Origin of the sequence: Corynebacterium sp. HMSC14B06, assembly GCF_001807075.1 — a bacterium.
Lineage (GTDB): Bacteria > Actinomycetota > Actinomycetes > Mycobacteriales > Mycobacteriaceae > Corynebacterium > Corynebacterium jeikeium_D.
The window spans coordinates 84,496-111,250 of record NZ_KV787380.1 but is presented as its reverse complement, the minus strand read 5'-3'; the positions used below and the strand labels follow the sequence as shown (position 1 = coordinate 111,250).

The following is a 26,755-nucleotide window of genomic DNA, read 5'->3' as shown; positions in this document are numbered from 1 at the left end:
GCCATGTGTACTCGGCGAGAACCGCAGGTACCGCAGCCTCTATGGGGCTCAATCCGCCATCGGCGCTACCATCTAGTGCATGACTACGACCACGCCATCCTCCGAGCCCGCCGTCGTCTTCGAGCTCACCGGCGACACGGTGACTATTACCGCAGATGGGCTCCGCCTTACCCACACCATCAACACGGCCAGCACCGCCCCCGCGAAGCCCCTCCCGCTTACCGACGTTGCCGAGGTCGCATCGGCAAGTAAAAACGGTGTCTACACTCCGGCCAACCGCTTTTTCCCCGGCACGGTAGACCTCGGGGTAGCTTTACCAAAGGCCCGTGTGATGCCTCATCGTCAGGCAGCAGCGCAGTTGCTGGCAGACCTCGTGGCGGAGATAGCCAAGAATCCTGAGTTCTACAACTCAGCAGATGCTTTTACTTCCACGTTGATGCCGTGGGTGGCACAGCGCGCGGCGGTCACCGAAGGCGTGAGTGTGGTTGAGGGCGCGGGCGACGTCGTAAAGCACTCTGTGCCTTTTGCACCGCTTCCTACTGGGGATGAGGTTGCGGTGTCAGACATCGCACCGTTTGCGGCGTTCGATGTAGAGACAGCGAACGAAGACACCGGCTCGATTATTCAGCTTGGTGTTGCGGTCGTGCGTGGCGGGAAGGTGACGGATCGTTATTCCTGGATGTGCCGTCCGCCAAAGGGGCTGGAGTATTTTGATGAAGCCAATGTCGCGATTCATGGCATCACAGCGGCGGATGTGGCCGGTGAGCCGTCATTTCCGGAGCAGCTGGCGAAGTTTGTTGACGTCGTTGGGGATTTGGACGTAGTTGCTCACAATGCGCGGTTTGATTTCACAGCCCTGTCGCGGGCGTGCCGGGCGGAAGGCATTCCAGCACCGAAGTTGGATTTTGCGTGTACTTATATGTGGGCTCGGCAGATGCAGTTGGGGCTGCCCAACTTGAAGCTGCCGACATTGGCGGAGGCCGCGGGGACGTCGCTGGAGAATCATCATGATGCGACGGCCGATGCGGTCGCATGTGCTGAGGTAGCGCTGTGGTTGATGGAGCAGCAGCGCGCAACATCGGTGGCTGATTTGAGCCAGAAGGTCTCGCTGAGCTTGGGCCAGATTGGCAGTGGACGAGTGCGGATGGTGCGCTATGACCCGGCTGGTGTCGCCAGCACTGGCGCCGGGACCAACGCGGGAACTGGTGCTGGTGCTGGTGCGCAGTCCGGCAGTTCCGCGCCGTCACGTCGGCCGCGTCGCAATGCGAAATGGGATGCGGCAAAGACACCGGACACCATTCCAGACCCGAATCCGGACGCGGATCCAAGCGGCCTGCTGTACCAGCAGCGGGTGACACTGACCGGCGATTTTGCACCGTATGACAAGGGTTTTCTGTGGGATAAGATCGCCTTTGCAGGTGCGAATATCAATAAGGGTGTCACGAAGAAAACGACCATTTTGGTCGCCGGTCCGTGGGATTCGGTGACGTCGAAGGAGAAGAGGGCTCGACAGCTGCAGGCCGAAGGCCAGGAAATCCAGATTTGGACTGAGAAGGAGCTCTTCACCGCACTTGGGCTGAATCCGGAAGAGGATGGAGCGTCCGAAGCAGGAGACACTGCGGACGGGACACCGAGCGCCAGCGCCGGGGACAACTCCAGTGAGTCGGTTCCGTTGTTCGGTTCTACTTCCCTGCCCGGCGATGACGGAATGCCACCCTTCTAGGCAACGTTCACGAGAAGAAATTCGCATTCGGACGGCGGGCGCAGACTCTGGGGCTAGCTGCAGCCACAGCGGTCAGGCAGCAGCTTTTCCTGGTGGGCGGTATAAAGGGGAACATGAGTCGCCGACCAATTACGTCCACCTACCGTCTCCAACTCCGTGGCCCCAAGGCCGACCCAAACGGGCGCGCTTTCACGTTCGCTGACGCGGCTGAACAGGTTGGCTACTTGGCAGACCTCGGAATTTCACATCTGTATCTGTCGCCTATCCTCACCGCCGTACCGGAGTCTAACCATGGCTACGATGTCATCGATCCGACGACAGTGAACCCGGAGCTCGGCGGCATGGAAGAGCTGCAGAAGCTCGCGCAGGTGGCGCACAAGGCCGGTCTGGGCATCATTATCGACCTGGTACCGAACCACCTCGGTGTTGAGGAGCCCAAGCTCAATGCCTGGTGGTGGGACGTTCTGACCTATGGCAAGGATTCTCAGTTCGAGCCATACTTCGATATCGACTGGCACGAGGACAACGGTGCCAACGGCAAGATGGGGTTGCCGGTTCTGGGATCCCCGGAGGATATCGACAAGCTGGAGCTCGACACCTCTGGCGACGAGCCACTTCTGCGTTACTACGACAACACATTCCCGGTGCGCCCCGGCACCGAGGACGGCACCCCGCAGGAAGTACATGATCGCCAGGCCTATCGCCTGATGTACTGGAAGGACGGGGTCATTGGCTACCGTCGATTCTTCAGCGTCAACGGCCTGGCCGGCATCCGCCAGGAAAACCCGGTGGTATTCGAGCACACACACCGCATCATCCGCGAGCTGCTAGCTGCGGACATCATTGACGGTGTCCGCATTGACCACCCAGATGGCCTCAGCAACCCATTCGGATACCTCAGTGAGCTGCGCCGTCTACTCGGCGATGACAAGTGGCTGGTTATCGAGAAGATTCTGGGTGCCGAAGAGCCACTGGATCCGAGGCTCCAGGTTGACGGCACCACGGGTTACGACGCCCTGCGTGAGTTCGACAATGTCTTCGTCAACCGCGACTCCCGAGACGCCATGAGTATGTTGGCTCTGCAGCAGTCCGGCTCAACCTGGGACAAAACTGCCGTGCAGGCAACTGCGCAGGCTCTCAAACACGATGTCGCAGCGCACGAGTTGGCTGCAGAAGTCCGTCGTCTAGCACGTGCCCTGCGCCGCGATAACTGGTCTATCAGCGGTACCAGCGTCAGCGATGAGGTACTTATCGACACCATCTGCAAGCTGGTCGCTGCCATGCCTGTCTACCGTTCGGACTATGTCTCCCTGTCACGAGTGGCTTCCACGGTCATTGGTGAAATGGCAGCGCGTTTCCCCTCGCGTGTCTTTGCTCTCGACCTCATTTCGGCAGGTTTGGTAGCCGGTGGTGAGGCCGCCACGCGGTTCGCGCAGGTCTGTGGTGCGGTCATGGCAAAGGGTGTCGAAGACACCACCTTCTACCGCGCCTGCCGCCTGATCAGCCTGAACGAAGTCGGCGGTGATTTGGGTCGCTACGGCATGTCGGCGGCGGAGTTCCACCTGTTGCAGTCGGAACGTGCTCGCCTCTGGCCACGAACCATGACCACGCTGTCCACGCACGACACCAAGCGCGGCGAAGATGTCCGAGCCCGCATCCTCCAGCTCTCCGATGTCTCCGGCGACTGGGCTGAAAATGTCCGCAACTGGATGGCCATCACCCCCGCCCCTGACGATGCCACCGGCTACTTCCTGCTGCAGAACATCATCGGAGTCTGGCCGACCGACGGCGTAATTACCGATGAACTGCGTGAACGCCTCCACGACTACGCCATTAAGGCCATCCGCGAGGCAGATGTGCACACCTCCTGGACGGAGCCGGTCGAGGAGTTCGAACTCGGCATTCGCAGCTGGATCGACGCGCTTCTCGACGGCCCCCTGACCGACTCCATCACAGAGTTCGTCCGCTCCATTGCGCCAGCTGCCCTGACCACGTCACTGTCGCGCAAGCTCCTCCAGCTTGTCGGCCCCGGCATCCCCGATACCTACCAGGGGACGGAGTTCACAGAGGACTCCCTGGTTGATCCTGACAACCGCCGGTTCGTCGACTACGATGCGCGCGTCGCGGCGCTGGATAAGGTTGCTCGCGATGAGGTCACGTCGGTAACTAAGAGTCCAGAGCACCCAGCTGAGCTGCCGGAGGACTTTACGGATGCCGATGCGGACGTCGCAAAGCTGATGGTGACTCACCACGGAGTGAAGCTGCGTGCGGAACGCCCGGAGTCCTTCGTCGGCGGCGCCTACCAGCCAGTATTCGCCGTGGGTGTCGGCGAGCGTCATTTGGTCGGTGCAGCACGTGGACCGAAGGGCGAGCCGGAAGATGTTATCGCGCTGGTGACGCGCCGTCCGCTGGGGCTGCAACGCGAAGGCGGTTGGGGCGACACTACAGTGACACTTCCCAAGGGATTCTGGACCGACCGTTTCACTGGCCATACTTGGTCCGGCACCATCGCCGTGGCTTCTCTGTTCAGCTCCTTCCCAGTAGCACTGCTGGTACGCGAGGACGATGACGACTAATCGAATGAAGGATTCGCTTCCCGACGATTCCCGCGACCAGACCCGCAAGACTCAGTTGGCGGAGGATCGAGAGGTTACACGTGCACTGCAGTCGAAGTACGACTCGTGGGCAACTCGGCACCCCACCGCCGCGCAGGACTTTGTCGATGCGATTAAAGAGATTCTCTCCGATGCCGGTTTGGCCTTTGACAATGTCACGGCGCGGGTGAAGTCTTTCCGCTCATTGCGGCAGAAGGCCCTGCGTCGTGAAGCGGACGGCAACTACGTCTACCCTGACCCGTGGCACGGTATCCACGACATCATCGGTGTGCGTGTAACCACGTACCATTCGACGGAGATTCCCGCGATCATGGATGCGCTGGGAGATTCGCTGACTGTGCTGCGTAGGATTGACAAAACCGCGGAGACACGAATCAGCGGCCGGTTGGGATACGGCTCCCAGCACTTGATCTGCAAGGTGTCGACGGCGGCGCCGTCAGAGCTAGCTCCATATGCGGATATGCAGTTTGAGGTGCAACTGCGCACTGTGCTGCAGCATGCGTGGGCGGAATTTGAGCACGATATTCGCTATAAGGCCCCTGAGGGAGCGACAGACCCGCGGATTGATCGAGCTTTTGCGCTGGCCGCTGGCCTTATTGAGCTCGCGGATCAGCAGTTCGACCAAGTCGTTGCCGTGCTGGAGGAATCCACGCCGGACGATTCCGCGCAGGGAGAGGGCAAACAGCCCTCAGCTCCGGCAAAGACCACAGCCGATGACATTGTGGTGACTGAGGAAACCCTACCCGGCGTGCTGACGATGCTGCTTCCAGATGCGCCCCGATCGAAATCAGAACATTACGGCTGGGCAGAAGAACTGCTGGAGCGCAATGGCATTCGCACTGTCGGGCAGCTGCGAGAGCTACTTAATCCGCAGCGCCTCAGCGCGGTAAGCAAGGCCATGAAGTACCGCTTTAACCCAGGCCATGTGCGTGTTATCGATGACCTACTACTAGCGGCTCGCGGTGAAAAGCACATCAAGGCCACTGCAGATACCAGCCATAACCCGAAGCGTCGACCAGCCCGTTTGCGCGCACGGTTGCAGCAACTAGCGGAGGCCGGGATGCCTATGAGCGACGTCCCCGAAGACGATCGAGCTGACGGCGATCGCTCTTCGTAGGCCGCCCGGCACCGCGGTCGCGCGTCGGCATCGATGCGAGAATCTCCCTAGGGGGCGGCGGCGGAGAGTGGTCGATATAGCACTGCCTGGCCACCGGAGCTCCGACCCGCTTCTTCACCGTCTTGGTGACCTCAACAATGTGTTCGCGGTGGTTTGCCCACAGTCGCACTCTATCCCCTGGAACGACCAGAACTGAAGGTTTCACGGCTTCGCCGTTGACTTTGACGTGGCCGCCACGGCACGCATCTGCGGCCAATGAGCGAGTTTTCAGCAACCTGACCGCCCAAATCCAGGCATCAATACGCACTGGCTCGGTAGACAATTGCTGCTGAGCAGGCATTTACTGCGGATCCTTGTAGTTCACAATCCGCTGAACCTTTTGCCAATTGAGAAAACCACCGACCAGGCCGACTACTGCCAGGATGAGGAATAGAGACATGCTTCCGGCTAGAAGTCCGAGCACTGCACCGCCGACGACACCACTGCCTGCCCATACAACGGCATTGCGGGAGTACTTTCGCACCGCGTTCTTGCGGAGCTCAATGGGGTTCTGAGGTTGGGGCTGAAGATAGCTCATGGAGTACATATTAGAGCGTTCTGGTCGCCCTGACGCATCGCATAGGTCGATAGGGCGTACAATTCGGGAAAAATTTCTACAGCTATAGCAAACCTGCTAGATATTCCTATTTGGGTAGGTAATTAACACAATGGCGTAGGTTGATTGCTAGTGTTAGTCCTATGACAGAAACTGTCCGCCCCCGCCACCGCATGGTCGACCGCGTTGCGGCGATCCTCGAACTCGTTGCGCGCTCTAACGAAGGTCTAACCCTCACTGACATCGCCCACACGCTGAACTATCCGCTCAGTACCACGCAGGGCCTTGTCAACGGTCTGACTGTGACAGGTTACCTTGACGAGTCCAACAAGCGTTACACGCTCGGCATGGCGCCGTTTCTGCTCAATGTCATGGCCGGTCGTCGCATGGTCAACGTTCCGACGGCTGAGCTCGAGGCGATTCACAACGAAACTGGCTTGATTACCGTGCTGGCACTGCCGGTTGGTGGCAAGCTTTTCTACCTCAAAACCGTCGGTGAATCCATGCGCTACCAGTACCTGACGGAGAACTTCCTGCCGCGCTCGCTGTTGCGCACCTCTGCAGGTTGGGTTTTGATGAGTCGGTTTGAAAAGCGCGAACTGTGGTCCTACCTGAACTCCGCGCGGCCGGAAGACCAGGTCTATGTGGATGATTTCCTCCGCCAGGCCGGGGAAATCGCAGAGACCGGCGTCTGTGCTGCCCCGGGTATTGCCGAAGGCGGTGGCGTTGACGGTGTCTCTATCGCAGTGGAGGAAGACGGTGCTACTGTCGCGGCAGTCTGCGTCTTCGGTCGGCCAGAAAAGATTGCGGAAAATAAGGACGAGCTGGTGGAAATTCTCAAGCGCCATCGCGGCGCACACAACGGCGAGGAATCCCCGAACCAGGGTTAGTGGCTGTTAAGCGCGCAGCTCCCACCAGATTTCGCCACCGTCCGTAGACGGCTCGCTAGCTCCCTTAGTCAGCGCCTGCATTTCGCCGTCAAGCTGGGCAATCCCATCGGCAGTCACCGCGATGGAAAACTCCACGTTCTGGCCCCACCGCGTTTCCACGATCTCATAACCACGAGCACGCAATTCCGCTTCGATGCGACCGGCATCTGCGGCGGAGACACTCACTACTCTCAAGGCTCTTTGCACGCGCCGCATGCGCGTGACTTTTTCTAGACACTCTGAGACCGAATCCGAATAGGCCCTCACAAGCCCACCCGTGCCTAATTTGATGCCGCCAAAATAGCGGATCACTACGGCGGTGACATTCGTCATTCCAGAGCCCTGGAGCACATCGAGCATTGGGCGCCCTGCCGTGCCGCCAGGTTCACCGTCATCTGAGGATCGCTCCACCCGATTCCCTCCGACGACCTCATGAATGTATGCGCTGCAGTGGTGGCGAGCATCCGGGTACTCCGCCTTGGCCAAATTGATGACCTCTCGGGCGCTGTCTTCGTCGTCAGCACGCGCGATCCACGTGATGAAGCGAGATTTCTTAATCTCGATTTCATTCGTGACGATGTCACCGCCGGCGGGGACAATCAGCTCGATGTCGCGCTGCTTCTGCGTCGCTTCGGTCGAAGTGGATGGCTCGGTGGTCATAGTGTCCATTGTTGCGTATGGGCTTCGTGCACACCCAATCACCGTCGCTCGCTACTATCTCGACTTCACCTTGGACTCACCTCAAATACGCGGTGTTCGAAAACGGTTCCCCTGTGCCAATCCGCTGACTGACCTACCATGGTGCCCATGAGCAACTACCGAGTCTGGGCCCCGTACGCTTCCGAAGTCCGTCTGCTGTTGGGCAATCCTGACGCGCCAGCGATTTTTGATATGCATCCAATCGCTGACGCCACCGATGGCTACGGCGCCAACTCTGGTTGGTTTGAAGCTGATGTGGCTCGTACACCGGGGGATCGCTACGCATTTTCGCTGCGGGCACATGCGGGATTCGGCGCGCCTGACGACGAATCGGGGGACGGCTCCTCCCCTGCTGTCGGTGACTGGACAATACCGCTGCCAGATCCGCGTTCCCAGTCGCAGCCGGATGGTCCGCATGGTTTCTCCGAGGTCGTTGACCTGGGTGCCTATAAGTGGAAGGACTCGGCCTGGTCGGGCCGGATTCTGCCAGGAGGTCTGATTTATGAGCTGCATGTGGGCACCTTCAGCGATTCTGGTGATTTCGAAGGTTTGGTGGAACATCTAGACCATCTGATTGAGCTGGGGGTAACACATATTGAGCTGATGCCAGTGCAGCCTTTCGGTGGTGACCGTAATTGGGGCTATGACGGTGTGTCCTGGCACAGCGTGCACGAGGGCTACGGTGGCCCGCGGGGTCTACAGAAGCTGATTGATACGTGCCACCGAAAGGGTTTGGCTGTCATCTTGGATGTGGTCTTTAACCACTTTGGTCCAGACGGCAACTATGTGGGATTTTTCGGCCCCTACACCGCTGGTGGTTCGACGGGTTGGGGTGAGGTTGTCAATCTCACTGGCGACAACTCTGATGAGGTGCGTGCGTATATTTTGGATGCAGTGCGCCAATGGCTGGTGGATTACCACGTCGACGGTCTTCGTCTGGACGCAGTCCATGCCCTGCATGACGAGGGGGCATTCCACATTCTGGAGCAGATGCAGGTTGTCGCAGACACTGTCGCAGCCGAGACTGGTATTCCGCGTTCTTTGATTGCAGAGTCCGACCAGAATGATCCGCGTTTGGTCCGCCCGCGCGCTGCAGGTGGCTTTGGCCTCAACGCTCAGTGGGATGATGACGTCCACCATGCACTGCACACGCTGGTCTCTGGCGAGGACCACGCCTACTACTCAGACTTTGGGTCGGTGGAAGCGCTAGCTAGTGCTTTGGAAACTGGCTTCTGGCATACGGGCACAATGTCGACGTTCCGTGGTCGCACTCATGGTCGTCTCTTCGACCTGTCTGTACAGCCCATGCATGCTTTCGTAACGTACACGACCACACATGATCAAACGGGAAACCGCGCTGTCGGTGACCGTCCGTCGATGAACCTCACTCCGGCGCAGCAGGTTTTAAAGGCAGCAGTTATCGCCTGCAGTCCTTTCACCCCGATGCTCTTCCAAGGTGAGGAATGGGGCGCCTCTACCCCGTTTGCTTTCTTCTGTTCCCATGAAGATCCGGAGCTGCAGCGGCTCACGCGCGAGGGACGCCTACGTGAGTTTGCCCGTGCTGGGTGGGATCCGAAGGAGGTATCCGACCCATCGGATCCAGAGACCTTCCACCACTCGAAGCTCAATTGGCAGGAGGTCTCGGAGGGCTCGCACGCCACTATTCTGGCGGCCTACCGCGATCTCTTCGCGCTGCGGAAGTCCCACCCGTCGCTTCGCACTCCCTGGTCGGCATCTGTGGTGACTGAGTATGACGAGGACAATCGTTGCCTCGTCGTTGTGCGCAGCCAGGATGAGCGCGAAATGGGTGCCCGGAACTCGGATGCCTTTGAAACTGTCGCTTTGGTGGCGAATTTCTCCGACGCCGAAACCAGCGTCAGCCTGGATTCCGAGTTCGGTTCCGCCCACCTGCTGCACACTTTTGAAGACGCAGCAGCCAGCATCGTCAATGACGAAGCTGCCGGTCCCGAAATCTCGCTTCCAGCGTGGGGCTACGCTGTCGTCTCGCTCAGCTAGTCAGCCGGACTTTCAGCCTCGGTGTCGGACTCTTCCTCATCCGCCGCACCCGACTCGGGTGCTGGCCACGGCAACTCGGTGACATCACCGTGGAGGACGTGAGCCACCAACGCGTCTGCGATGAGAATATCGCTCATCACCAACGTCGGAACCAGGTCCGCCAGCTGAGCCCACATCGGAATCAGCTCACGGACAGCGGCGACACTGGCATCAGAGTTCTCAGCCTGAGTACGAGCCAATACGCGGGCAGCCACTGCAATAAGCAGTGACGTTCCCGGCACCAGAGTCCAGTGCAGCGAAGGATCATCCGCATCGATGCCGTCGAGCTTGTGGAAGCGCACATTGACCGCCTTGCGCAGTCGTGGAGACGCCTTCGACACCGTCTTAAACAACACTCGAGAGGCGGCGGCAAGCTGGGTCATGACACCGGATTCCACAATCTCAGCACGATTGCGTACCACTTCATAGATTGCCGTGAAACGAGCGTCATCGTCGGTCAGCGGACCCGGGACCATGCGGTAAGGATCAAAGACCTGCGACAGAATAGCGCTGGCCTGTGCTTCCGGCAGCGAGGTAATCTGCACCGAGCTCTGGTCGATAGTAGCGGACTCCAGGGTGGTGTCCTGGCCGCTGGCAGCAATGTCCAGCAGTCCCTGGCCACCAGTTGTGCGCAGGTAATCCAGCTGACGAGAACGGTCCACGCTCTCATCAGTGAGATCCGCTAATGCTGCCAATGCACCGAGCCACGGCACACGGCGACGCCCCGGCACTGGCTTAGTAGCGCTGAAGTCTCCCAGCACGAGTCCGGAGGCGATAAACATACCCGGCTGATCGTCGAGCGCGATGACTGAACGGTTCAACGCTGCCAGTCCGGCGCGTGGTTCGGCACACAAGATCGCACCCAACCTAGGTGCGGCCAGCAGCGGATTCGCCTGCGCCATGTCGGTTGCACGACCAGCGCGCAAGGTCGCCAGTAGCGTCCACAAACGTGCGAGCTGATCCTGATTTAGCTCGCCCCACAGTTCCTGCGCGCGAGCAACGGGATCGGTGTCCTCGCCATCGAGGTCGATAGCCTCTGCATCATCGACATGATTCAGAATGGTCGACCCGGCCGCCGGCCACTGCGGGTGGCGTTCCTTTTCCACACCGAGAGTCACCTGCGCGACGAATGGGCCGAGGCCGCGGAGTTCGGCGGGAAGCTCGCATTCGCCCTCTACGACTTCCAGGGCGACGGGTTCGCGCCACGGTTGACCGGCGGCCCAGAGCCACAGGGTCATCGGCAAGTGCGAAACGTCGTCAGCGACATCAACCTCGATGATGTCAGTGGCTTCATCGTTGAAGGCAATCTGGCGGATGGCATCGCGGGAGGAGGCCTCCACCAGCGGTACAGACAGGCGCTTCCGTCCCGTCACACGTGTCCAGTCCAAACTAATGCGCAGGGCCTTCAGCAGAGAGATACGGTCGGCAAACTTGCCGAACTCCGCGTAGCCAGTATCGCCGAATCGCTTGATGGGGACGCGGCAGATGTCGCGCTCACCGCTGGAAACTGCAATATGCGCATGGCGCAACTCGCCCGGGGCATTGACGACAATCTTGCCGAAGGCATCGACACGCTTCGGGCGGGTGACCAATGTAGTGGTGCGGCGGGCGACGGATTCGTCGGCAAGCGGAACCTCAAACTGCAGCGTGCCTGGCGTGACCTGCAACTGCAGCCATGCGCCTTCTTCGGTGGAAAGCTCGACGGTACCTGTGACTTCGTCCGCCCCGAGGCGTACGATAGCGGGCTCGGCGTCAAGCGGCTTGTCACCCGAGACAACGCGGATGTCGGCGGGGCTCAGCCCGTCGATGGTTGGGATGCGGAAGCCGTCGCCACCACCGCTGTAAGTAATCGTGAGGTCTGCCTGCTCGGCAATGGCGAAGTGCTTCTGGAAGCTGCGGCCACGCGGATTGACCAGGCGAACCACGAACTCGCCGACCCACGGATAATCATCATCATCGGTAAGGATCTCAACCTCGCCACCCGCGGCGGGCACCTCGAGGTCATAGACCATGACGGAATCCGTGGTAAACGCACCATAGCCACCAAAATCGGTGACAATGGCGCGCCAGGACTCGTCCTTACCGGACAGCGTCGGCGGGAACACAGCGACCGGCCCACCGGCGTAAACCGGGGTGCCGTAGGCAGACACCGTGCCGTCGAGACGTGCGTGGGGCATGGTCATTCGCGGTTGCCGCTGCGGTGATGCCGAGCGAACCTCGCCAGCCGCCCCGGACCGACGAACCTGAACTGCATGAACATCGCGAAGATCGATCTCAGCGACTTGCCACAGCTCCCAGTTAAATGGGCGCGGGTCCGATAGCAATGGCACCTCAGCACCCGTAACGGGGTCAACGAGTGTGGCATCAACCGGGTAGACCACCGTAGCTGACGTCGAGTGCAGCGAGACCTTGTCTGTGACTGACTGACCGTCGGCACCGAAAATGAGAATCGGGTCCTCAGTGCTAATCGCAGGGACTCGCCAGTGCTTCTCATCGCCGATTTCCACCAGCACATCGCGCACCGGCTCATCGATGGTCACCACTGGACGCGGCAGCGAATCCTGCAGGCCCACCACCGGCGTCGTTGCTACCGTGCCGCCGAAGGTGACACGCCAGGTCCGTCCCGCCGGATCCAGCGGCGTCGGTAGCTGTACGCCAACGGTCTGCGTCAGCTCATCGAAGTACAGCTGCGGGCGGCCGGTCGTTGCCACCACGCCCACCGCTTCACGACGATTCGCAGTACCCGCCGGACGCATACGCAGCTCTTCACGCGCAGCGGCCACCAGAATAGGCGGCAGCCCCGCATCGAGCTGGCCGAGTTCTTCCCGGGCCTCCCAGTTGGCCGGATCGGCAGCGGTGGCAATGGCGTAGCCGAGGGTTGCCTTAAACAACTTGTGTGCCTGACGAGGTGCCGTCCTGGCCAACTGCCGCAGCGCCAGCGGGTAGACACCATCTTCCGCCTCTGCGATTTCGGTCAGCAGCTCCTCGAGCAGCGGATGAACCTTCGACAGCGCCTGTACCAAGTCATTTGATGAAGGGTCGGATAGCTCCGCTACCCCGGCCAGGTCCTCGCAGCGCTCGATAATCAGTGGCATCACTGACAGCTGCACTCCCGCGTGCAGCAAAAGCACCTGCGCTGCCCGCTGCAGCGGATCCGCGTCGGCCTGGCTGCTGTCGACGTCGTTAGGCAAACCAGCATTGGCCAGCATTGTCGGCACTGCGGCGGCGAGGTGCTCGATGAGCGCGCCGGTAGTGTCAGCGTCTGGATCCAGCTGCAGAGCGGCTGGCCAGTCCAGCCACATTTCGCTTGCCGACGCAACACGCGCGGCGCGTCCTACCAGCGAGGCAAGGGTGACCAGCGGGTGATTGTCAACGACACTCTTCGCAGCTTCAATATCGGCAGCAGTACCACCCGCCAGATGATGGGCCAGGAGCGTTCCCAGGAAGCGGTCGATACGCTCAACCTCGTCCATCGCCAGCCCTGACCAGACAAACAGTGGCTCAACTTTGGCCTGTATGGCGGATTCCAGCAGACCCGGAATCCGGGTGGCCAGGTCCTGCTCTGCGGCAGCCAGCCACATTTCGACAATCACGGTATTTTCCACTCGGACACCCTGGTCGACACTGCTTGCCCCAGTCATAGTGGGTGGACGCTCCCCTTCGCTACAAAGCTTGCTCGAAAAGATTCATTTAATTAACGGAGCTGGGAGGACTTCCTCGGAGGTTTCCCAGCTGGACCCAGCAAGTCTAGGTCAAAAAGTCATACTCTGGTGTGCCGGGTACCAGTCGGCGGCACTTCAGCGGCGAGGCATCCATGCGTGCCAGCAATTCCTCGAGGTCAGAGGCACGACGTAGCTCAATACCGACAAGAGCCGCGCCAGTTTCGCGGTTGTTGCGTTTGAGGTACTCGAACTGCGAGATGTCGTCATCCGGGCCGAGAACATCGCTGAGGAACATACGCAGCTGGCCGGGCTTCTGCGGGAAGTTGACCAGGAAGTAGTGCTTGAGGCCGCGGTAGACCAGCGAGCGCTCCATGATCTCGGCATAGCGCAGCACGTCGTTATTACCGCCCGAGATGATGCAGACAACAACCTCGTCCGGTTCAAACTGCATCTGCTCCAGAGCTGCCACAGACAGCGCACCGGCCGGCTCAGCGATGATCCCTTCGTTCTGATAGAGATCCAGCTGCGCCTCACAGACCGCGCCCTCCGGCGCAATCATCGGATGAACGCGGTTGCGGTTGGCCTCCAGGATGTGCCATGGCAGGTCACCGAAACGGGCCACCGCGGCGCCATCGACGAACGGATCGGTGTGCCCCAGCGTAATCGGGCCGTTGTTCTCCAGGGCTGCGCGCATGCAGGCCGCACCCGCAGGTTCCACCCCCATGACCTGGGTGTTCGGCGACATATCCGACAGGTAAGAGGTGACACCGCTGAGTAGACCACCGCCACCGACCGGTACGCAGATGGTATCCAGAGTCAACCCCTGACCGGAGAGCTGCGCAATAATTTCAGCTGCGACAGTGCCTTGTCCGACGATGGTGTTGAAGGAGTCGAATGGCTCCACCATGGTGGCACCAGTGCGCTGTGCGTCAGCACGCGCCGCAGCGGCGGCCTCATCGAAGGAGTCCCCGACAACGACAATCTCAACGGCATCGCGGCCGTGGTAAGCGATACGGTCGCGCTTCTGCTTCGGCGTGGCATTGGGCACATAGATGCGCCCCTTAATACCCAGCTGACGACAGGCATATGCCACGCCTTGAGCGTGGTTTCCTGCAGATGCCGCAACGACGCCTGCTGCTCGCTCTTCGTCGGTAACCTGAACCATGGCGTTGTAGGCACCGCGAATCTTGTACGAGCGCACGTCCTGGAGGTCTTCCCGCTTGAGGAATACCTTTGCACCGGTAATTTCGGAAAGACGTGGGCTGAACTGCAGCGGAGTGGCCGCAATAACCGAAGAAATTCGTGCCTGCGCAATCTGAATATCGGCCGCGTGAACAAGTCGGCGTTCGGTCTGGGAAGCAGGCACAGAATTCTCACTCATGAGCTATGACTCTACTCGGTCATACAACCGGTTGCGACAATCAGGGCCGCGATAAGCTACCCCAAAATGCTGGCCCCAATCGTCGCCTTCAGATCACCAATCAAGCTGGCGTCCCGGTCGACCCGCAAGTGCTCGCCGAGAACCAAAGTGGTGTGGGAATCGCCGTCGACAAGCTTGAGGTAAACGTCGGAGTCGCCTGGGTTGTCCAGCAGTACTGACTTCAGCTTGGCAATCATCTCCGGAGTGCACTGATCAGTGCGCATGGTCAGACGCAGCGGCGCCGAAGTGGAGCCATTGCGACCAAGGTCCGGCAGCTTCAGGTCATCACAGACCACACTCATGCGGTCATCGCGGTACTGAACGCGGGCACGAATAAGCACGATGGCGTCTTCAGCAATGCTGGTGGCAATCATCGCGTAGGTTCTCGCAAAAGCCATAACTTCCACGCGCGCGCCGTTGTGGTCCTCAATACCGATAATCGCCCAGGGCTGGCCGTTCTTATTCACGCGACGGTCAACGCTAGAGACAATGCCACCAATAGTGATTTCGGTGTTGTTAGCGACTTCCCCACCGACGACCGTGGTCAAAGCGGTATCGGTCTGCGCGGCCAGCGATTCTTCGAACCCATCGAGTGGATGACCGGAGACATAGAGGCCCAGCATTTCTCGTTCCAGGGTCAGCTCGTGCTTGCGATCCCACTTTTCATCCGGCACACGGATTTCAAAGATGCTCTCCGATCCGGTGTCCTCTTCCCCACCGAAGCCCGCAAACAGGTCGAACTGTCCCTTGTCTGCAGCCTTCTTGGTCGACAGCACCGAGTCAATGGCCTCTTCGTGAATGAGCGCAAGGCCCTTTCGTGGGTGCCCCAGCGAGTCGAAAGCGCCGGCCTTAATCAACGACTCGGTGATGCGCTTGTTACACGGCAGCGTCTCAATCTTGTCCAGGTAGTCCGAGAACGACGTGAACTTGCCCTTCTCCTCGCGCGTCTTCACAATCGACGCGACCACATCATGGCCGACGTTGCGGATAGCGCCAAGGCCGAAGCGAATATCCTCACCGACCGGCTCGAAGTCCATACCCGACTCATTGACATCCGGCGGCAGCACCTTAATGCCAAGGTGTCGACAGTCCGACAGATAAATAGCCAGCTTGTTCTTATCATCCGCCACCGAGGTCAACAGCGCCGCCATGTACTCAGCGGTGTAGTTGGCCTTCAGATACGCGGTCCAGTAGGACACCAGGCCGTAGCCCGCCGCGTGAGACTTGTTAAACGCGTACGAGGCGAAGGGCAGAATAATATCCCACAGCTTCTGGACAGCATCCTTAGAGAAACCATTTTCCAACATGCCACCTTCGAAGTTCACGAACTCCTTGGCCAGCACCTCGGGCTTCTTCTTACCCATGGCCTTACGGAAACCATCTGCTTGGCCCGCGGTGTAATTCGCCAACTTCTGCGAGATCTTCATGATCTGCTCCTGGTACACGATCAGGCCGTGTGTTTCTTCCAGGATTTCCTTCAGCTGCTCATCCAGCTCCGGATGGATGGCGTTATAAGGCTTGCGGCCATTCTTAATATCCGCGTAGTCAAAGTGCGCGTTCACGCCCATCGGGCCCGGACGGTATAGCGCCAGCGATGCCACGATGTCGTCGAAGCCCGTTGGCTGCATTCGTTTAAGCAGCTCACGCATGCCGCCACCATCGAGCTGGAACACACCGAGGGTGTCACCGCGCGACAGCAGCTCATAGACCTTCGGATCATCGGTCTGAAGATCATCGAGCATAATTGTCTCGTCCCGGTTGGACTTGATGTGCTCAATGCAGTCACCGATAACCGTCAGGTTTCGAAGACCCAGGAAGTCCATCTTCAACAGACCAATGGCTTCACATGCCGGGTAGTCCCAGCCGGTGATAATCGCACCGTCAGCCTGTCGCTTCCACATCGGGATGTGATCCAAGAGCGGCACCGACGCCATCACCACGGCACAGGCGTGCACGCCGGTCTGCCTAACGACGCCCTCGAGACCACGAGCCGTCTCGTAAATTCGAGCCACATCCGGGTCGGTTTCAATAAGCTGTCGGACCTCGGCTGCCTCGCCGTAGCGTGGGTGCTCCGGGTCGACAATACCACTCAGCGGAATATCCTTAGCCATAATCGCAGGCGGCAGCGCCTTAGTAATGCGGTCTGCGATCTGGTAACCCGGCTGACCGAACTGCACACGCGCCGAGTCCTTCAGAGCCTGCTTGGTCTTCACCGTACCGAAGGTGACCACCTGCGCCACCTTGTCTTCGCCCCAGCGATCGGCCGCGTAGCGAATCATTTCATCGCGGCGGCGGTCGTCGAAGTCGATATCGATATCCGGTGCGGACGGACGCTCTGGGTTCAGGAATCGCTCGAAGAGAAGACCGTGCTCAATCGGGTCGATATTGGTGATCCACGTCGCGTATGCAACCAGGGAACCGGCAGCGGAACCACGCCCCGGACCGACCTTGATGCCCACCTCGCGGGCATGGCGAATAAGCTCCGCCACGATAAGAAAGTACGACGGGTAGCCCTTACCGTCAATAACCTCAATTTCATACTCCGCGCGCCGGATGTACTCCTCCGGTACTTCGCGCCCCTCAAAGCGCTTGCGCAGCCCCTCCATCACGTTGTGATGCAGCCATGTCGTCGGCGTTTCCCCTTCCGGAACGTCCGCCTTCGGCATGCGGTCGTGCGGGTGCTCTTCCCACAGCTCGTCGTAATCCTCGACGCGTTCCGCGATGAGCAGCGTGTTATCACAGGCACCCGGGACTAGATGATCCCAGGTCGCGCGCATTTCTTCAGCGGACTTAATAAAGTAGCCATCACCGTCGAACTTAAAACGGTCCGGGTCATTGAGCGTCTTACCCGTCTGCACGCAGAGCATAGCCTCGTGAGCCTTGGCCTGGTCACGGGTGACATAGTGGCAGTCATTCGTAACCAACGGCGGCAGGTTCAGCTTCCGCCCAATCTCCAGCAGCTCACTGCGCACACGGGTCTCAATATCCAGCCCGTGATCCATCAGTTCAAGGAAGTAGTTTTCCTTGCCGTAGATGTCCTGCCACATACCGGCGGCCTGCAGAGCCTCGTCGAACTGCCCCAGGCGCAGACGAGTCTGCACATCACCAGACGGGCAACCAGTGGTTGCGATAATGCCCTCGGCGCGTTCCGCCACTAACTCGGCATCCATACGCGGGTACTTACTAATTTGCCCCTCATACGACGCCATCGACGACAGGTAGAACAGGTTCCGCAGACCCTGCGCATTCGCGGCCAACATGGTCTGGTGCAAGTAGGAACCGCGACCGGAGACGTCATCTCGACGCTGATGCGGTTCACCCCACTGAATGCGCTTTTTATTAAAACGACTCTCCGGCGCCATATAGGCCTCAATGCCGATGATCGGCTTGACGCCCTTGGACTTCATCTGCCGATAGAAAGCATTTGAGCCAAACATATTGCCGTGGTCGGTGACACCGACCGCAGGCATTCCCTGTCGCGCAACCTCGTCGGCAAGCAAATCAATCTTCGCCATACCGTCGAGCATGGAGTACTCGGTGTGATTGTGGAGGTGCACGAAGGAGGAGTTAGCCATGAGTCCAGATTGTAGACAATCGCCCGGACTGAACACGATTCCTTCGAACACTGCTGGTCAGAAAGGCTCCGCCACCTACGCCGTCGTCAAGCTTGACGACGACAGCCTCGCCGCGCCTGTTATCCCCCGGCAAATGGCGGCAACACGTCAAGAGTTTCGACCCCGCTCACACTGGCAGACGTGTCGATGCGCTTGCCGTCGGCGAGGAAAGAACACTGCTCCGCAACCTGACTCAGTGTTAGCCCTGAGTCTGTGGTGCCCGGGAAGCGCTGAGCTAGTTCGGCAATAACGTCAGCGACAGTGGCGTAGTTGCCTTCCAGCTGAACGGACTCTTTTCCAACTGCTGCCATTGCGGCGGCGTACAAGCGAACTTGAATCATTGAATTCCACTGCCTTACACAATCAGCGATCAAATAATTGCGTATATTAAATACTAGTAAAACCGCGGTGGTGAGGCCCCCCTTTCGGAGACCCCTCACTCTGCAGCATATAGGTAGTCTCGAAAGCGTAATTTTATTCGGATTGGCGTGAAGGACTGTGATGACAAACTCGCATGTTCCCTGCTCCTCGTCGAGCTCATCGGCGACGAACACGGATGCACCAAAGCGCTCAGCAATTGTCGTTGTCGCCTCTACCCGCGCCGCTGCCGGAGAATACGAAGATAAAACGGGAACTGTGCTGGTGGATTTCCTTCGAGACAAAGGCTTTTCCACGCCAGCGCCAGTGGTCGTCGCCGATGCCGACATCGCAGCTACTGTGACTGAACTGCTGCAATCCGCCGATGCTGCACCAGATGTGTTGCTTACCACTGGTGGAACGGGCATCACCCCGGACGATCAGACTGTGGAGGCCGTCGCTCCTCATATCACGAAAGAAATGCCGGGAATTTCCTACGCTTTTTGGGCGCGCGGATTGGAATCGACACCAACTGCAATTCTTTCCCGCTGCGTGGCAGGCATTGCCGACTCCACATTTGTCATGACATTGCCGGGCTCTTCAGGAGCAGTAAAAGACGGAATTGCCGTGCTGAGCCCCATTGTCCACCACATTGTTGACCTTGCTCACCGAGGAACCGGATAGTGCTATGAACACCCACAATTCTGGCTGCATTCTCGATGTCGTTTTACATGACGACGCCCTGGAACCACTTGCAGCGGCTGCCCAAAAGCAGATTGTCACTGATGAAATGGGCGCGCTAGTTACTTTCGATGGCATTGTTCGCAATCATGACAATGGCCATGACGTGGAATCGCTGACTTATACCGCGCACCCAGATGCACAGAAATTTATGGCTGAAGTCGTCCAATTCGTCGCTGATGATTTCCCCGACGTACGCCTGTGGGTAGCTCATCGCACCGGCAAACTGGCAATTGGCGAATTAGCATTTTGTGTCCTGGCCGCATCTGCGCACCGCGAAAATGCATTCCGCGCCTGCAGCAGAATCGCCGACCGCGTCAAAGCCGAAGTACCCATTTGGAAGGAGCAAGTGCTCGTCGACGGACGCTCCACCTGGGTCGGCCTCGATGAGAACATCACTTCATAGATTGCGGACTCTCAGTGAACTGTTATGACGAATTCTGATCTTTCCGGCTCTGACCTGGCACTTTCCGACAGATATCGCCGCCAGGTATCGCTTCCGAGTTTCGGGCTGAGCGCGCAAAGAGCCTTGGCCGAGACCCATGTGCTGTGCATTGGTGCAGGTGGCCTCGGCTCACCTGCACTGCAATATCTCGCAGCTGCGGGAGTTGGCCACATCACGATTGTCGACGATGACGTGGTGGAACTGAGTAATCTGCATCGCCAGATTATTCACACCACCGACGATATTGGGAAAAATAAGGTCGATTCCGCTAGCGCACATATTGCGGCAATTAATTCGGACACGGTGGTTGAAACGCATGCTCGCCGCCTGGACTGGGAATTTGCCGTGGAATTGTGCGCTCGCGCAGATGTGGTTTTTGATGGCAGCGATAACTTCGCTACTCGCCATATTGTCTCCGCCGCGTGCGCACAGGCTGAGGTTCCGCATGTGTGGGGCTCGATTCTCGGATTCGATGCGCAAATGTCCGTTTTCTGGGCGGGGCGTGGCCCCATTTATGAAGACCTCTACCCTCATCCGCCGGCGGCAGGACAAGTTCCCAACTGTGCTCAAGCCGGTGTTTTGGGCCCGATTGTGGGAATTGTCGGCACTACAATGGCCCTGGAGGTCGTCAAAATTATCAGTGGTGTTGGCGCACCGATGATAGGAAAAGTCGGCTATTTCGATGGCTTACATTCGAACTGGCGGTACTTCCCTCTTACGGCTAATCCGGAGGTCACAACCAAGGTGCAACGCACGGGGCCGGTCACAAACGAAATTCCCAGTGTTCGCGACGCAGCCGAGGCACTGGCCACGGGCCTGCCACTCATTGATGTCCGTGAACCAGAGGAATTTGCCGAAGGGCACCTCGAAGGTGCGCGCAATATTCCGCTCAGCACAATTCGCGCAGATGAAGAATACAAACTGCCAAGCCCCGCCCTTGTCTACTGCGCATCGGGGATGCGGTCGGCAGTAGCGATTGAACTTATGACGCAACGTGGAGTTACCGGAATACTCAATGTGAGAGGAGGAATACTGTGACGGAATCTGCAAATGCATCCGCCTCAACCGCATCCACCTCAACACATGCGGTCGAACCGATGACGGATAAATTCGGGCGGACTATTCGTGACCTTCGCTTCTCACTTACTGATCGCTGTAATTTGCGCTGTGTTTATTGCATGCCGGAAGAAGGCGCAGATTGGATTAACCGGGACGATATCCTCACCGACGAGGAAATTATCCGTCTGATTCGGATTGCCACCTCGCGGCTCGGCATCACCATGGTGCGGTTTACCGGCGGAGAACCGTTGCTTCGCAAATCGCTGGAAAAGCTCATCGCAGCGACCCCAGTCTCCACCGCAATTACCACTAACGGGCTCGGCCTGGTTCACCGCGCACAGTCGCTGAAAGATGCTGGTCTGGATCGCGTCACAGTATCGCTGGACTCGGTAAATTCAGAGGTATTCTCTTCGCTGACCAGGCGCGATCGGCTTGACGACGTTCTCGCAGGCCTCGATGCCGCAGTTGCAGCCAGGTTGCAGCCCGTGAAGGTAAATTCCGTCGTCATGCCCGGCGTTAATGATGGCGCTGAGCTTAAAGAGCTGGCCAATTATTGCCTGGCTAAGGGGCTAGAGCTGCGTTTTATTGAACAAATGCCGCTTGGCCCACCGGCGCAGTGGAATCGCGACATTATGGTCAAGCGCGAAGATATTTTGGCGACGCTGGAGTCAGAATTTGAGCTTTCCCCAGCGGAAACTCCGCGGGGTTCCGCGCCGGCGGAAGTTTGGCGGGCAACCAGCCGCAAGAATTCCGAGCTCAATGGAAAAATCGGCGTCATCGCATCTGTGACGCAGCCATTTTGTGGAAATTGTGACCGCACACGCATTACTGCGGATGGCGCTGTTCGAAATTGTCTTTTCGCCAATTCGGAGATGTCGCTGCGCGATGTCATGCGCGCGGGCGGCACGGATGATGAGGTTATTGCCGCATGGCGCCAGAATACGTGGGCAAAACTGCCAGGTCATGGCATTGATGAGCCCGGGTTTTTGCAGCCCAAGCGAAGTATGTCAGCAATCGGAGGTTAATCAGTGAAGCCCATCGAAGAGTATTTGCGTGACGTGGTCTCCTATTGTCAGCCACGTGCAACTGTCACACTCCCCATTGCTGATGCGGCTGGGTTGGTGCTGGCCGAAGATGCCATCGCTGGCCTTCCGGTTCCGCCATTTTCCAATTCGGCGATGGACGGCTACCTGGTGAATAAAGCCGATTTGGCTGGTGAGGGACCATGGACGCTGCCGGTATCAGGTGATATTCCCGCAGGTGATGCACCAAAGCCGGTTGCTGCCGGCACCGCGCAGCGCATTATGACTGGCGCCCCCGTCGTTGATGGCGCCGAGCTTGCTGTTATTCCGGTGGAAGACACCAATATTGCGCCAGGTCCAATACCACTGCCGAGCGAAATTACTGTTCATTCCTACAATCCTGAGCGCGATCATATTCGTCGTCGAGGCACGAATATTGCTCCGGGTGCGATGACTGCTCCTGCCGGTACCGTCATCGATGCCGGGACAACAGCTGCTCTTATCTCTACAGGTGTAAAAAACGTACAGGTTTACTTGCCGCTTCACATAGCCGTGATCAGCACTGGTGATGAGGTGGTATCGCCAACGGCAGACTTGCAGGCTGGTCAGTTGCCGGATTCCAACTTGCCAATGATTGCGCAGTTGTGCACCCAGTACATTCCTTCCTCACTTACCCCGACTGTCTCACACTGTTCGGATGACCCCACGGCTTTCGCCGAGCTGCTCGATCAGCTTTCCGCCGACCATGACCTCATCATTACAACTGGTGGCGTCTCAGTGGGCGCATTTGATGTCACTCGTGATGCCGGTGAGAAGCGCGACATTTGGTTTGGCCCCATCAATATGAAGCCGGGCAAACCGCAAGGTGTCGGCAAGTGGAATGACGCTGTGCTGCTCTGCTTGCCAGGCAATCCTGTTGCCGCTTGGGTGAGCTTCCAGCTCTTCTGCAAGCCCGCAATCGATGCCCTGCGCGGATTGGCGCCGGCAACTTCACTGTTCGACCGCCCATTTGTGGACGTCATCGCCGGTGCTGACTTCCCTATCCCACGCCCATTCGGACGCAATGTCGCGGTCCCAGTTCGCATGAGCTACTCCGCTGACGGCGCCGTGGCGACACCGTATTCCGGCACTACCCTCGGGTCTCATTTCGTTGGCTCGCTTGTCGCACTCGATGGGCTCTGCCTGATCAACCAGGAAGACCAGCTGCACACTGGCGACACCGTCCGCGTCCTCCTCGCCTAAACCTTTTACGATTTTCTGACAGGAATTCCTCACCATGACCGACAGCACCAACCCCACCGCCCCTGCCCTCGCCCATCTCGACTCCCGTGGTGAGGCACACATGGTCGACGTCACAGAGAAGAAGCCGACCATCCGCACCGCCACCGCCATCGGCGAAGTTGCCTGCTCGCCGGAGATTCTCCGTGCGCTTAACGACGGCTCCGTTCCCAAGGGAGACGTTCTGGCAGTTGCTCGCATTGCGGGTATTTCCGGCGCAAAAAAGGTACCTGAATTGCTGCCACTGGCACACACCATCGGTGTTCATGGTTGCTCCGTGGACCTGGACATTTGCGAAGACCACGTCGCTATCAAGGCCACGGTTCGCACGGCCGATCGCACCGGTGTGGAGATGGAAGCCCTGACAGCCGTCTCCATTGCCGCACTGAATGTCATTGACATGGTCAAGGGCGTTGACCGCTCGGCGTACATCCGCAAGTGCGGCATTGTCGCCAAGTCCGGTGGCCGCTCCGGCGACTGGTCGCGGACGCTGTAGCGAGAGCGCACCATGCCAGGCACCAAATCATTCGCGATAACGGACACCGATTTTCGTTGCGAGGCCATTGTCCTTGCCGGTGGCGAGAGCCGTCGCATGGGCGCAGATAAGGCGCAAGTTCGCATTGGCGAGCACACGATGATTGACCTCTGCCTGGCTGAACTTCAGACTCAGCCCACCGTAGGCCGTGTTGTGGTGGTTACGCCAAAGGATTTATCCGTTCCTCCTTCTGTGCGCGTAACGTGCGAAAACCCACCATATGGCGGCCCGGTTGCAGGCATTGAAGCTGGGCTGGCATCCCTGCAAGCTACTGATGCTGATGCTAAAACCTTCAGTGCTGAAACTGATTTTGTGTTTGTCACCGCTGTGGACGCGCCTTTTACCTCACGACTGTTAGAGGCGCTGTGGCACAAATGGCAACAGATTGACATAGAGGTAGAAACCACGTCGCAACGCACGGGTGTCGTAGTCGTCGACGGTGAACCGCTTTGTGCGCTGTGGCGAAAGGGCGAGCTGACGCGTGCCCTTCTTCGGCTTCCGAGCACTCGCGATGTGTCGGTTCGCCGACTGATTCGCGAGGCGTCGGCAACGCCTATCCAGCTGACTAGCGCCGAGCAGCACTGGTGCGCGCAAGACTACGACACGCCAGCGGATGTGGCGCAGTTGCGCGCGAAACTACTAGGCGATGTTGCAGCTGAGTAGAAGACTTGCGGCAGTCTAGTCAGTTTCATCGAGCTGGTCGAAAATTGGCTCTAGCAGCGGAATGACTACGCCGAGCGTGTCCTTGATACCGCCGCTGCTGCTCGGACAATTGACAATGAGTTTTCCGGTATCGGTGGTGCCGATGACCGCGCGCGAAAGGCCCGCGCGAGACGTGTTTTCCAAGCCGACCAGCAGAATCTGCGTTTCCAGTCCGGTCAGTTCTCTGTCGATGAATTCCTTGGTGACATCGGGGACCCGATTGGCGGCGCGCAGTCCCGTTCCGCCAAGGGTGAGGATCACTCGGGCCTGTGAATTGAGTGCCGCGGTCAATGCTGCACGGAACTTCTCCTCGTCTTCTTCGATGACCGTATAGCTCACGGCATTGAGAGGATAGTCCGATATACGTGAGGCGAATTTATCTGTTCTTCCCCCGCTTTTAATGCGATCGTCATAAACAATTACGGCGGTATTGAATCGCTCGCCACTCTGGCCTGCTGAACTGGAATCATACATCATTAACCCCTTTCGAACGTCGTTCAATCTTTTCAACTGCTTTTAATTGTGCCCAATAACAAAAGCCGACAAATAAGAGTCTAAAAATACACACCCCCGTTAGTAGGCAGAAAATGGTTGTTGAACTGGGTTTTCCATGTCAGACTTAATCACGTACGCAAGCTTGCAACCACTGCACTATAATAAGTATCCAAGATACGCATTACATTATTTTTCTATTTTTACACCAAGATTTCTTACTTTCTTCAATATAAAATCGATACATTTTCGCAACAAGTTTGTTGTTTAATTCTTCAATTTCTCCATTCTTCACTTCGCCAAGGAAGAGGTAAGGAAAATTTCTACACCAAATGCGGCCGCAAAGCTGGAACCTCTGGACACAAGCGGCAAAGTCATCAAGGGATGGGATCCCGAAGATCCAGCACACTGGGATTCCAAAATTGCGTGGAAGACGCTAACGATTTCCACTATCGCGCTGATTATCGGCTTTGCGACCTGGTACCTGGTCTCCGCAATCGCACCGATGCTCAACCGGATCGGTTTCGATCTCACCGCTGGCCAGCTGTATTGGCTGACATCTATTGCCGGCCTATCCTGCGGTCTTTTCCGCCTGGTGTTCATGTTCTTGCCACCGATTATCGGTACCCGCAAGCTGGTCACCTTGTCGTCGTTTCTGTTCGTTATCCCAATGCTGGGCTGGTACTTCGCAGTTCAGAACACTGACACTCCGTACTGGTGGCTGCTGACGCTGTCCTTCCTCTCCGGTATCGGCGGCGGTGTCTTCTCCGGCTTCATGCCATCGACCGGTTACTTCTTCCCCAAGCACATGTCCGGCACAGCACTGGGTATTCAAGCGGGTATCGGTAACTTTGGCATTTCGCTGATTCAGCTGGTCGGCCCGTGGCTTATGGGCTTCAGCCTGCTTGGCCTTGGCTTCGTCGCGCCAATGCGCACTGATGAAGGTCACGACGTATTCGTCTATAACCCAGCCATTGTCCTGGTTCCCTGGACCATCATCATGGGCATTGTCGCGTGGACGATGCTGAAGGATGTGCCAATCCGCGCAAACTTCCGCGAACAGATTGACATCTTCGGCAATAAAAACACCTGGATCCTCACCATCGTCTATCTGGTGACTTTCGGCGCCTTCTCCGGTTTTGCTGCCCAGCTGGCGCTGCTGACCAATGATGTCTTCGGTGCCAACTCCAAGTTCGCTGAGACCTATGCCCTGGCCGATCTGCCACAGGGCGCCAAGTATGCCTTCCTTGGCCCGCTGATTGGTGCTCTCGTCCGCGCCCTCTGGGGTCCTCTGTGTGACAAGTTCGGTGGCGCAATCTGGACCTTCATCGGTTGTGCGGGCATGACCATCTTCACCGGCGTCGCTGCTATCTTCCTGACCCCAGACAGCCCGGATGAGTATGGCTGGTTCCTGGGGTCGATGCTGATTATGTTCTTCTTCACTGGTCTGGGTAACGCCGGCACCTTCAAGCAGATGCCGATGATTCTGCCGAAGCGTCAGGCTGGTGGCGTTATTGGTTGGACCGGTGCAATCGGCGCCTTTGGTCCGTTCATCGTCGGTGTGCTGCTCTCCGTGATGGCCCCGGTGGCTTTCTTCTGGGGCTGCGTGGTCTTCTTCGCTTTCACGACCGTGCTGGTGTGGATTTACTACGCCCGCCCGAACGCTCCGTTCCCCGGTTAATTACTAATTAGGAA

The 26,755-nt window shown here is 58.3% G+C and carries 21 protein-coding genes; 13 read left to right on the top strand and 8 right to left on the bottom strand.

What is annotated here, in order from left to right:
• Positions 1 to 79: 79 nt before the first annotated feature.
• From HMPREF3130_RS06505 to HMPREF3130_RS06495, 3 genes are all read left to right on the top strand, one after another.
• On the top strand, positions 80 to 1,723 hold the full coding sequence (locus HMPREF3130_RS06505; RefSeq protein WP_070429577.1) for an exonuclease domain-containing protein: 1,644 nt from the start codon (positions 80 to 82) through the stop codon (positions 1,721 to 1,723).
• Positions 1,724 to 1,836: 113 nt separating this feature from the next.
• Complete coding sequence (treY, locus tag HMPREF3130_RS06500; protein ID WP_070429576.1) at positions 1,837 to 4,299, top strand: malto-oligosyltrehalose synthase; 2,463 nt, start codon at positions 1,837 to 1,839, stop codon at positions 4,297 to 4,299.
• Positions 4,289 to 5,455: a GTP pyrophosphokinase gene (locus HMPREF3130_RS06495; protein ID WP_070429575.1), complete on the top strand. Its 1,167-nt coding sequence runs from the start codon at positions 4,289 to 4,291 to the stop codon at positions 5,453 to 5,455. Before treY ends, HMPREF3130_RS06495 begins: the two co-directional genes overlap by 11 nt.
• Here the strand turns inward: HMPREF3130_RS06495 and HMPREF3130_RS11100 are convergent.
• Together HMPREF3130_RS11100 and HMPREF3130_RS06490 are read right to left on the bottom strand one after the other, a co-directional pair.
• A complete protein-coding gene (locus HMPREF3130_RS11100; RefSeq protein WP_083276350.1) occupies positions 5,403 to 5,795 on the bottom strand; it encodes an RNA-binding S4 domain-containing protein in 393 nt (130 codons plus the stop codon). The two genes, HMPREF3130_RS06495 and HMPREF3130_RS11100, sit on opposite strands and share 53 nt — an antisense overlap.
• Entirely contained in the window at positions 5,796 to 6,032 is a 237-nt protein-coding gene (locus tag HMPREF3130_RS06490) for a hypothetical protein (RefSeq protein WP_172620238.1), read from the bottom strand.
• Between the two features lie 161 nt (positions 6,033 to 6,193).
• Between HMPREF3130_RS06490 and HMPREF3130_RS06485 the strand changes: the two genes are divergently transcribed.
• The gene (locus HMPREF3130_RS06485) at positions 6,194 to 6,940 is read left to right on the top strand and encodes a helix-turn-helix domain-containing protein (protein ID WP_016422973.1); all 747 of its coding nucleotides are present in this window, start codon (positions 6,194 to 6,196) and stop codon (positions 6,938 to 6,940) included.
• A 6-nt stretch (positions 6,941 to 6,946) separates the two neighbouring features.
• Here the strand turns inward: HMPREF3130_RS06485 and HMPREF3130_RS06480 are convergent, their stop codons facing one another.
• Positions 6,947 to 7,639: a YigZ family protein gene (locus tag HMPREF3130_RS06480; RefSeq protein WP_187269761.1), complete on the bottom strand. Its 693-nt coding sequence runs from the start codon at positions 7,637 to 7,639 to the stop codon at positions 6,947 to 6,949.
• A 138-nt stretch (positions 7,640 to 7,777) separates the two neighbouring features.
• Here HMPREF3130_RS06480 and treZ point away from each other — a divergent pair, with 138 nt between their 5' ends.
• The gene (treZ, locus tag HMPREF3130_RS06475) at positions 7,778 to 9,694 is read left to right on the top strand and encodes a malto-oligosyltrehalose trehalohydrolase (protein WP_070429574.1); all 1,917 of its coding nucleotides are present in this window, start codon (positions 7,778 to 7,780) and stop codon (positions 9,692 to 9,694) included.
• Here the strand turns inward: treZ and HMPREF3130_RS06470 are convergent.
• The 4 genes from HMPREF3130_RS06470 to HMPREF3130_RS06455 form a co-directional block, all read right to left on the bottom strand.
• The gene (locus tag HMPREF3130_RS06470) at positions 9,691 to 13,374 is read right to left on the bottom strand and encodes a hypothetical protein (RefSeq protein ID WP_070429573.1); all 3,684 of its coding nucleotides are present in this window, start codon (positions 13,372 to 13,374) and stop codon (positions 9,691 to 9,693) included. The genes treZ and HMPREF3130_RS06470 overlap by 4 nt on opposite strands.
• Before the next feature lie 106 nt (positions 13,375 to 13,480).
• The gene (ilvA, locus tag HMPREF3130_RS06465; RefSeq protein ID WP_049190440.1) at positions 13,481 to 14,776 is read right to left on the bottom strand and encodes a threonine ammonia-lyase IlvA; all 1,296 of its coding nucleotides are present in this window, start codon (positions 14,774 to 14,776) and stop codon (positions 13,481 to 13,483) included.
• Positions 14,777 to 14,832: 56 nt separating this feature from the next.
• A complete protein-coding gene (gene dnaE, locus HMPREF3130_RS06460; RefSeq protein WP_070429572.1) occupies positions 14,833 to 18,390 on the bottom strand; it encodes a DNA polymerase III subunit alpha in 3,558 nt (1,185 codons plus the stop codon).
• Positions 18,391 to 18,509: 119 nt separating this feature from the next.
• The gene (locus tag HMPREF3130_RS06455) at positions 18,510 to 18,770 is read right to left on the bottom strand and encodes a MoaD/ThiS family protein (RefSeq protein WP_070429571.1); all 261 of its coding nucleotides are present in this window, start codon (positions 18,768 to 18,770) and stop codon (positions 18,510 to 18,512) included.
• A gap of 160 nt (positions 18,771 to 18,930) precedes the next feature.
• Here HMPREF3130_RS06455 and HMPREF3130_RS06450 point away from each other — a divergent pair, with 160 nt between their 5' ends.
• Genes HMPREF3130_RS06450 through HMPREF3130_RS06420 form a run of 7 tightly spaced genes read left to right on the top strand, consistent with a single transcriptional unit; the run spans position 18,931 to position 24,529 of the window.
• Positions 18,931 to 19,470 (top strand): MogA/MoaB family molybdenum cofactor biosynthesis protein, encoded by a 540-nt coding sequence (locus tag HMPREF3130_RS06450; RefSeq protein ID WP_083276349.1) that lies wholly within the window; start codon positions 18,931 to 18,933, stop codon positions 19,468 to 19,470.
• Positions 19,471 to 19,474: 4 nt separating this feature from the next.
• The gene (locus HMPREF3130_RS06445) at positions 19,475 to 19,933 is read left to right on the top strand and encodes a molybdenum cofactor biosynthesis protein MoaE (protein WP_070429570.1); all 459 of its coding nucleotides are present in this window, start codon (positions 19,475 to 19,477) and stop codon (positions 19,931 to 19,933) included.
• Between the two features lie 24 nt (positions 19,934 to 19,957).
• The gene (locus HMPREF3130_RS06440; RefSeq protein ID WP_070429569.1) at positions 19,958 to 21,010 is read left to right on the top strand and encodes a ThiF family adenylyltransferase; all 1,053 of its coding nucleotides are present in this window, start codon (positions 19,958 to 19,960) and stop codon (positions 21,008 to 21,010) included.
• Positions 21,011 to 21,069: 59 nt separating this feature from the next.
• Positions 21,070 to 22,056 (top strand): GTP 3',8-cyclase MoaA, encoded by a 987-nt coding sequence (moaA, locus tag HMPREF3130_RS06435; protein WP_246815125.1) that lies wholly within the window; start codon positions 21,070 to 21,072, stop codon positions 22,054 to 22,056.
• A gap of 3 nt (positions 22,057 to 22,059) precedes the next feature.
• Entirely contained in the window at positions 22,060 to 23,295 is a 1,236-nt protein-coding gene (glp, locus tag HMPREF3130_RS06430; RefSeq protein WP_141737785.1) for a molybdopterin molybdotransferase MoeA, read from the top strand.
• Between the two features lie 34 nt (positions 23,296 to 23,329).
• Complete coding sequence (gene moaC, locus HMPREF3130_RS06425; protein ID WP_070429567.1) at positions 23,330 to 23,827, top strand: cyclic pyranopterin monophosphate synthase MoaC; 498 nt, start codon at positions 23,330 to 23,332, stop codon at positions 23,825 to 23,827.
• A 12-nt stretch (positions 23,828 to 23,839) separates the two neighbouring features.
• Positions 23,840 to 24,529 carry a molybdenum cofactor guanylyltransferase gene (locus HMPREF3130_RS06420; RefSeq protein ID WP_070429566.1) on the top strand — a complete coding sequence of 230 codons (690 nt, stop codon included), beginning with the start codon at positions 23,840 to 23,842 and terminating at the stop codon, positions 24,527 to 24,529.
• Between the two features lie 15 nt (positions 24,530 to 24,544).
• Here the strand turns inward: HMPREF3130_RS06420 and HMPREF3130_RS06415 are convergent, their stop codons facing one another.
• Entirely contained in the window at positions 24,545 to 25,045 is a 501-nt protein-coding gene (locus HMPREF3130_RS06415; protein WP_083276348.1) for a molybdopterin-binding protein, read from the bottom strand.
• A gap of 361 nt (positions 25,046 to 25,406) precedes the next feature.
• Between HMPREF3130_RS06415 and HMPREF3130_RS06410 the strand changes: the two genes are divergently transcribed.
• The gene (locus HMPREF3130_RS06410) at positions 25,407 to 26,741 is read left to right on the top strand and encodes a nitrate/nitrite transporter (RefSeq protein ID WP_070429564.1); all 1,335 of its coding nucleotides are present in this window, start codon (positions 25,407 to 25,409) and stop codon (positions 26,739 to 26,741) included.
• Positions 26,742 to 26,755 lie beyond the last annotated feature (14 nt).

Excerpts from the sequence above, each read along its gene's own strand:
- HMPREF3130_RS06505 (WP_070429577.1), top strand. The coding sequence starts at position 80 with ATGACTACGACCACGCCATCCTCCGAGCCCGCCGTCGTCTTCGAGCTC.
- treY (WP_070429576.1), top strand. The coding sequence starts at position 1,837 with ATGAGTCGCCGACCAATTACGTCCACCTACCGTCTCCAACTCCGTGGC.
- HMPREF3130_RS06495 (WP_070429575.1), top strand. The coding sequence starts at position 4,289 with ATGACGACTAATCGAATGAAGGATTCGCTTCCCGACGATTCCCGCGAC.
- HMPREF3130_RS11100 (WP_083276350.1), bottom strand. The coding sequence starts at position 5,795 with ATGCCTGCTCAGCAGCAATTGTCTACCGAGCCAGTGCGTATTGATGCC.
- HMPREF3130_RS06490 (WP_172620238.1), bottom strand. The coding sequence starts at position 6,032 with ATGAGCTATCTTCAGCCCCAACCTCAGAACCCCATTGAGCTCCGCAAG.
- HMPREF3130_RS06485 (WP_016422973.1), top strand. The coding sequence starts at position 6,194 with ATGACAGAAACTGTCCGCCCCCGCCACCGCATGGTCGACCGCGTTGCG.
- HMPREF3130_RS06480 (WP_187269761.1), bottom strand. The coding sequence starts at position 7,639 with ATGACCACCGAGCCATCCACTTCGACCGAAGCGACGCAGAAGCAGCGC.
- treZ (WP_070429574.1), top strand. The coding sequence starts at position 7,778 with ATGGTGCCCATGAGCAACTACCGAGTCTGGGCCCCGTACGCTTCCGAA.
- HMPREF3130_RS06470 (WP_070429573.1), bottom strand. The coding sequence starts at position 13,374 with ATGACTGGGGCAAGCAGTGTCGACCAGGGTGTCCGAGTGGAAAATACC.
- ilvA (WP_049190440.1), bottom strand. The coding sequence starts at position 14,776 with ATGAGTGAGAATTCTGTGCCTGCTTCCCAGACCGAACGCCGACTTGTT.
- dnaE (WP_070429572.1), bottom strand. The coding sequence starts at position 18,390 with ATGGCTAACTCCTCCTTCGTGCACCTCCACAATCACACCGAGTACTCC.
- HMPREF3130_RS06455 (WP_070429571.1), bottom strand. The coding sequence starts at position 18,770 with ATGATTCAAGTTCGCTTGTACGCCGCCGCAATGGCAGCAGTTGGAAAA.
- HMPREF3130_RS06450 (WP_083276349.1), top strand. The coding sequence starts at position 18,931 with ATGACAAACTCGCATGTTCCCTGCTCCTCGTCGAGCTCATCGGCGACG.
- HMPREF3130_RS06445 (WP_070429570.1), top strand. The coding sequence starts at position 19,475 with ATGAACACCCACAATTCTGGCTGCATTCTCGATGTCGTTTTACATGAC.
- HMPREF3130_RS06440 (WP_070429569.1), top strand. The coding sequence starts at position 19,958 with ATGACGAATTCTGATCTTTCCGGCTCTGACCTGGCACTTTCCGACAGA.
- moaA (WP_246815125.1), top strand. The coding sequence starts at position 21,070 with ATGACGGATAAATTCGGGCGGACTATTCGTGACCTTCGCTTCTCACTT.
- moaC (WP_070429567.1), top strand. The coding sequence starts at position 23,330 with ATGACCGACAGCACCAACCCCACCGCCCCTGCCCTCGCCCATCTCGAC.
- HMPREF3130_RS06420 (WP_070429566.1), top strand. The coding sequence starts at position 23,840 with ATGCCAGGCACCAAATCATTCGCGATAACGGACACCGATTTTCGTTGC.
- HMPREF3130_RS06415 (WP_083276348.1), bottom strand. The coding sequence starts at position 25,045 with ATGATGTATGATTCCAGTTCAGCAGGCCAGAGTGGCGAGCGATTCAAT.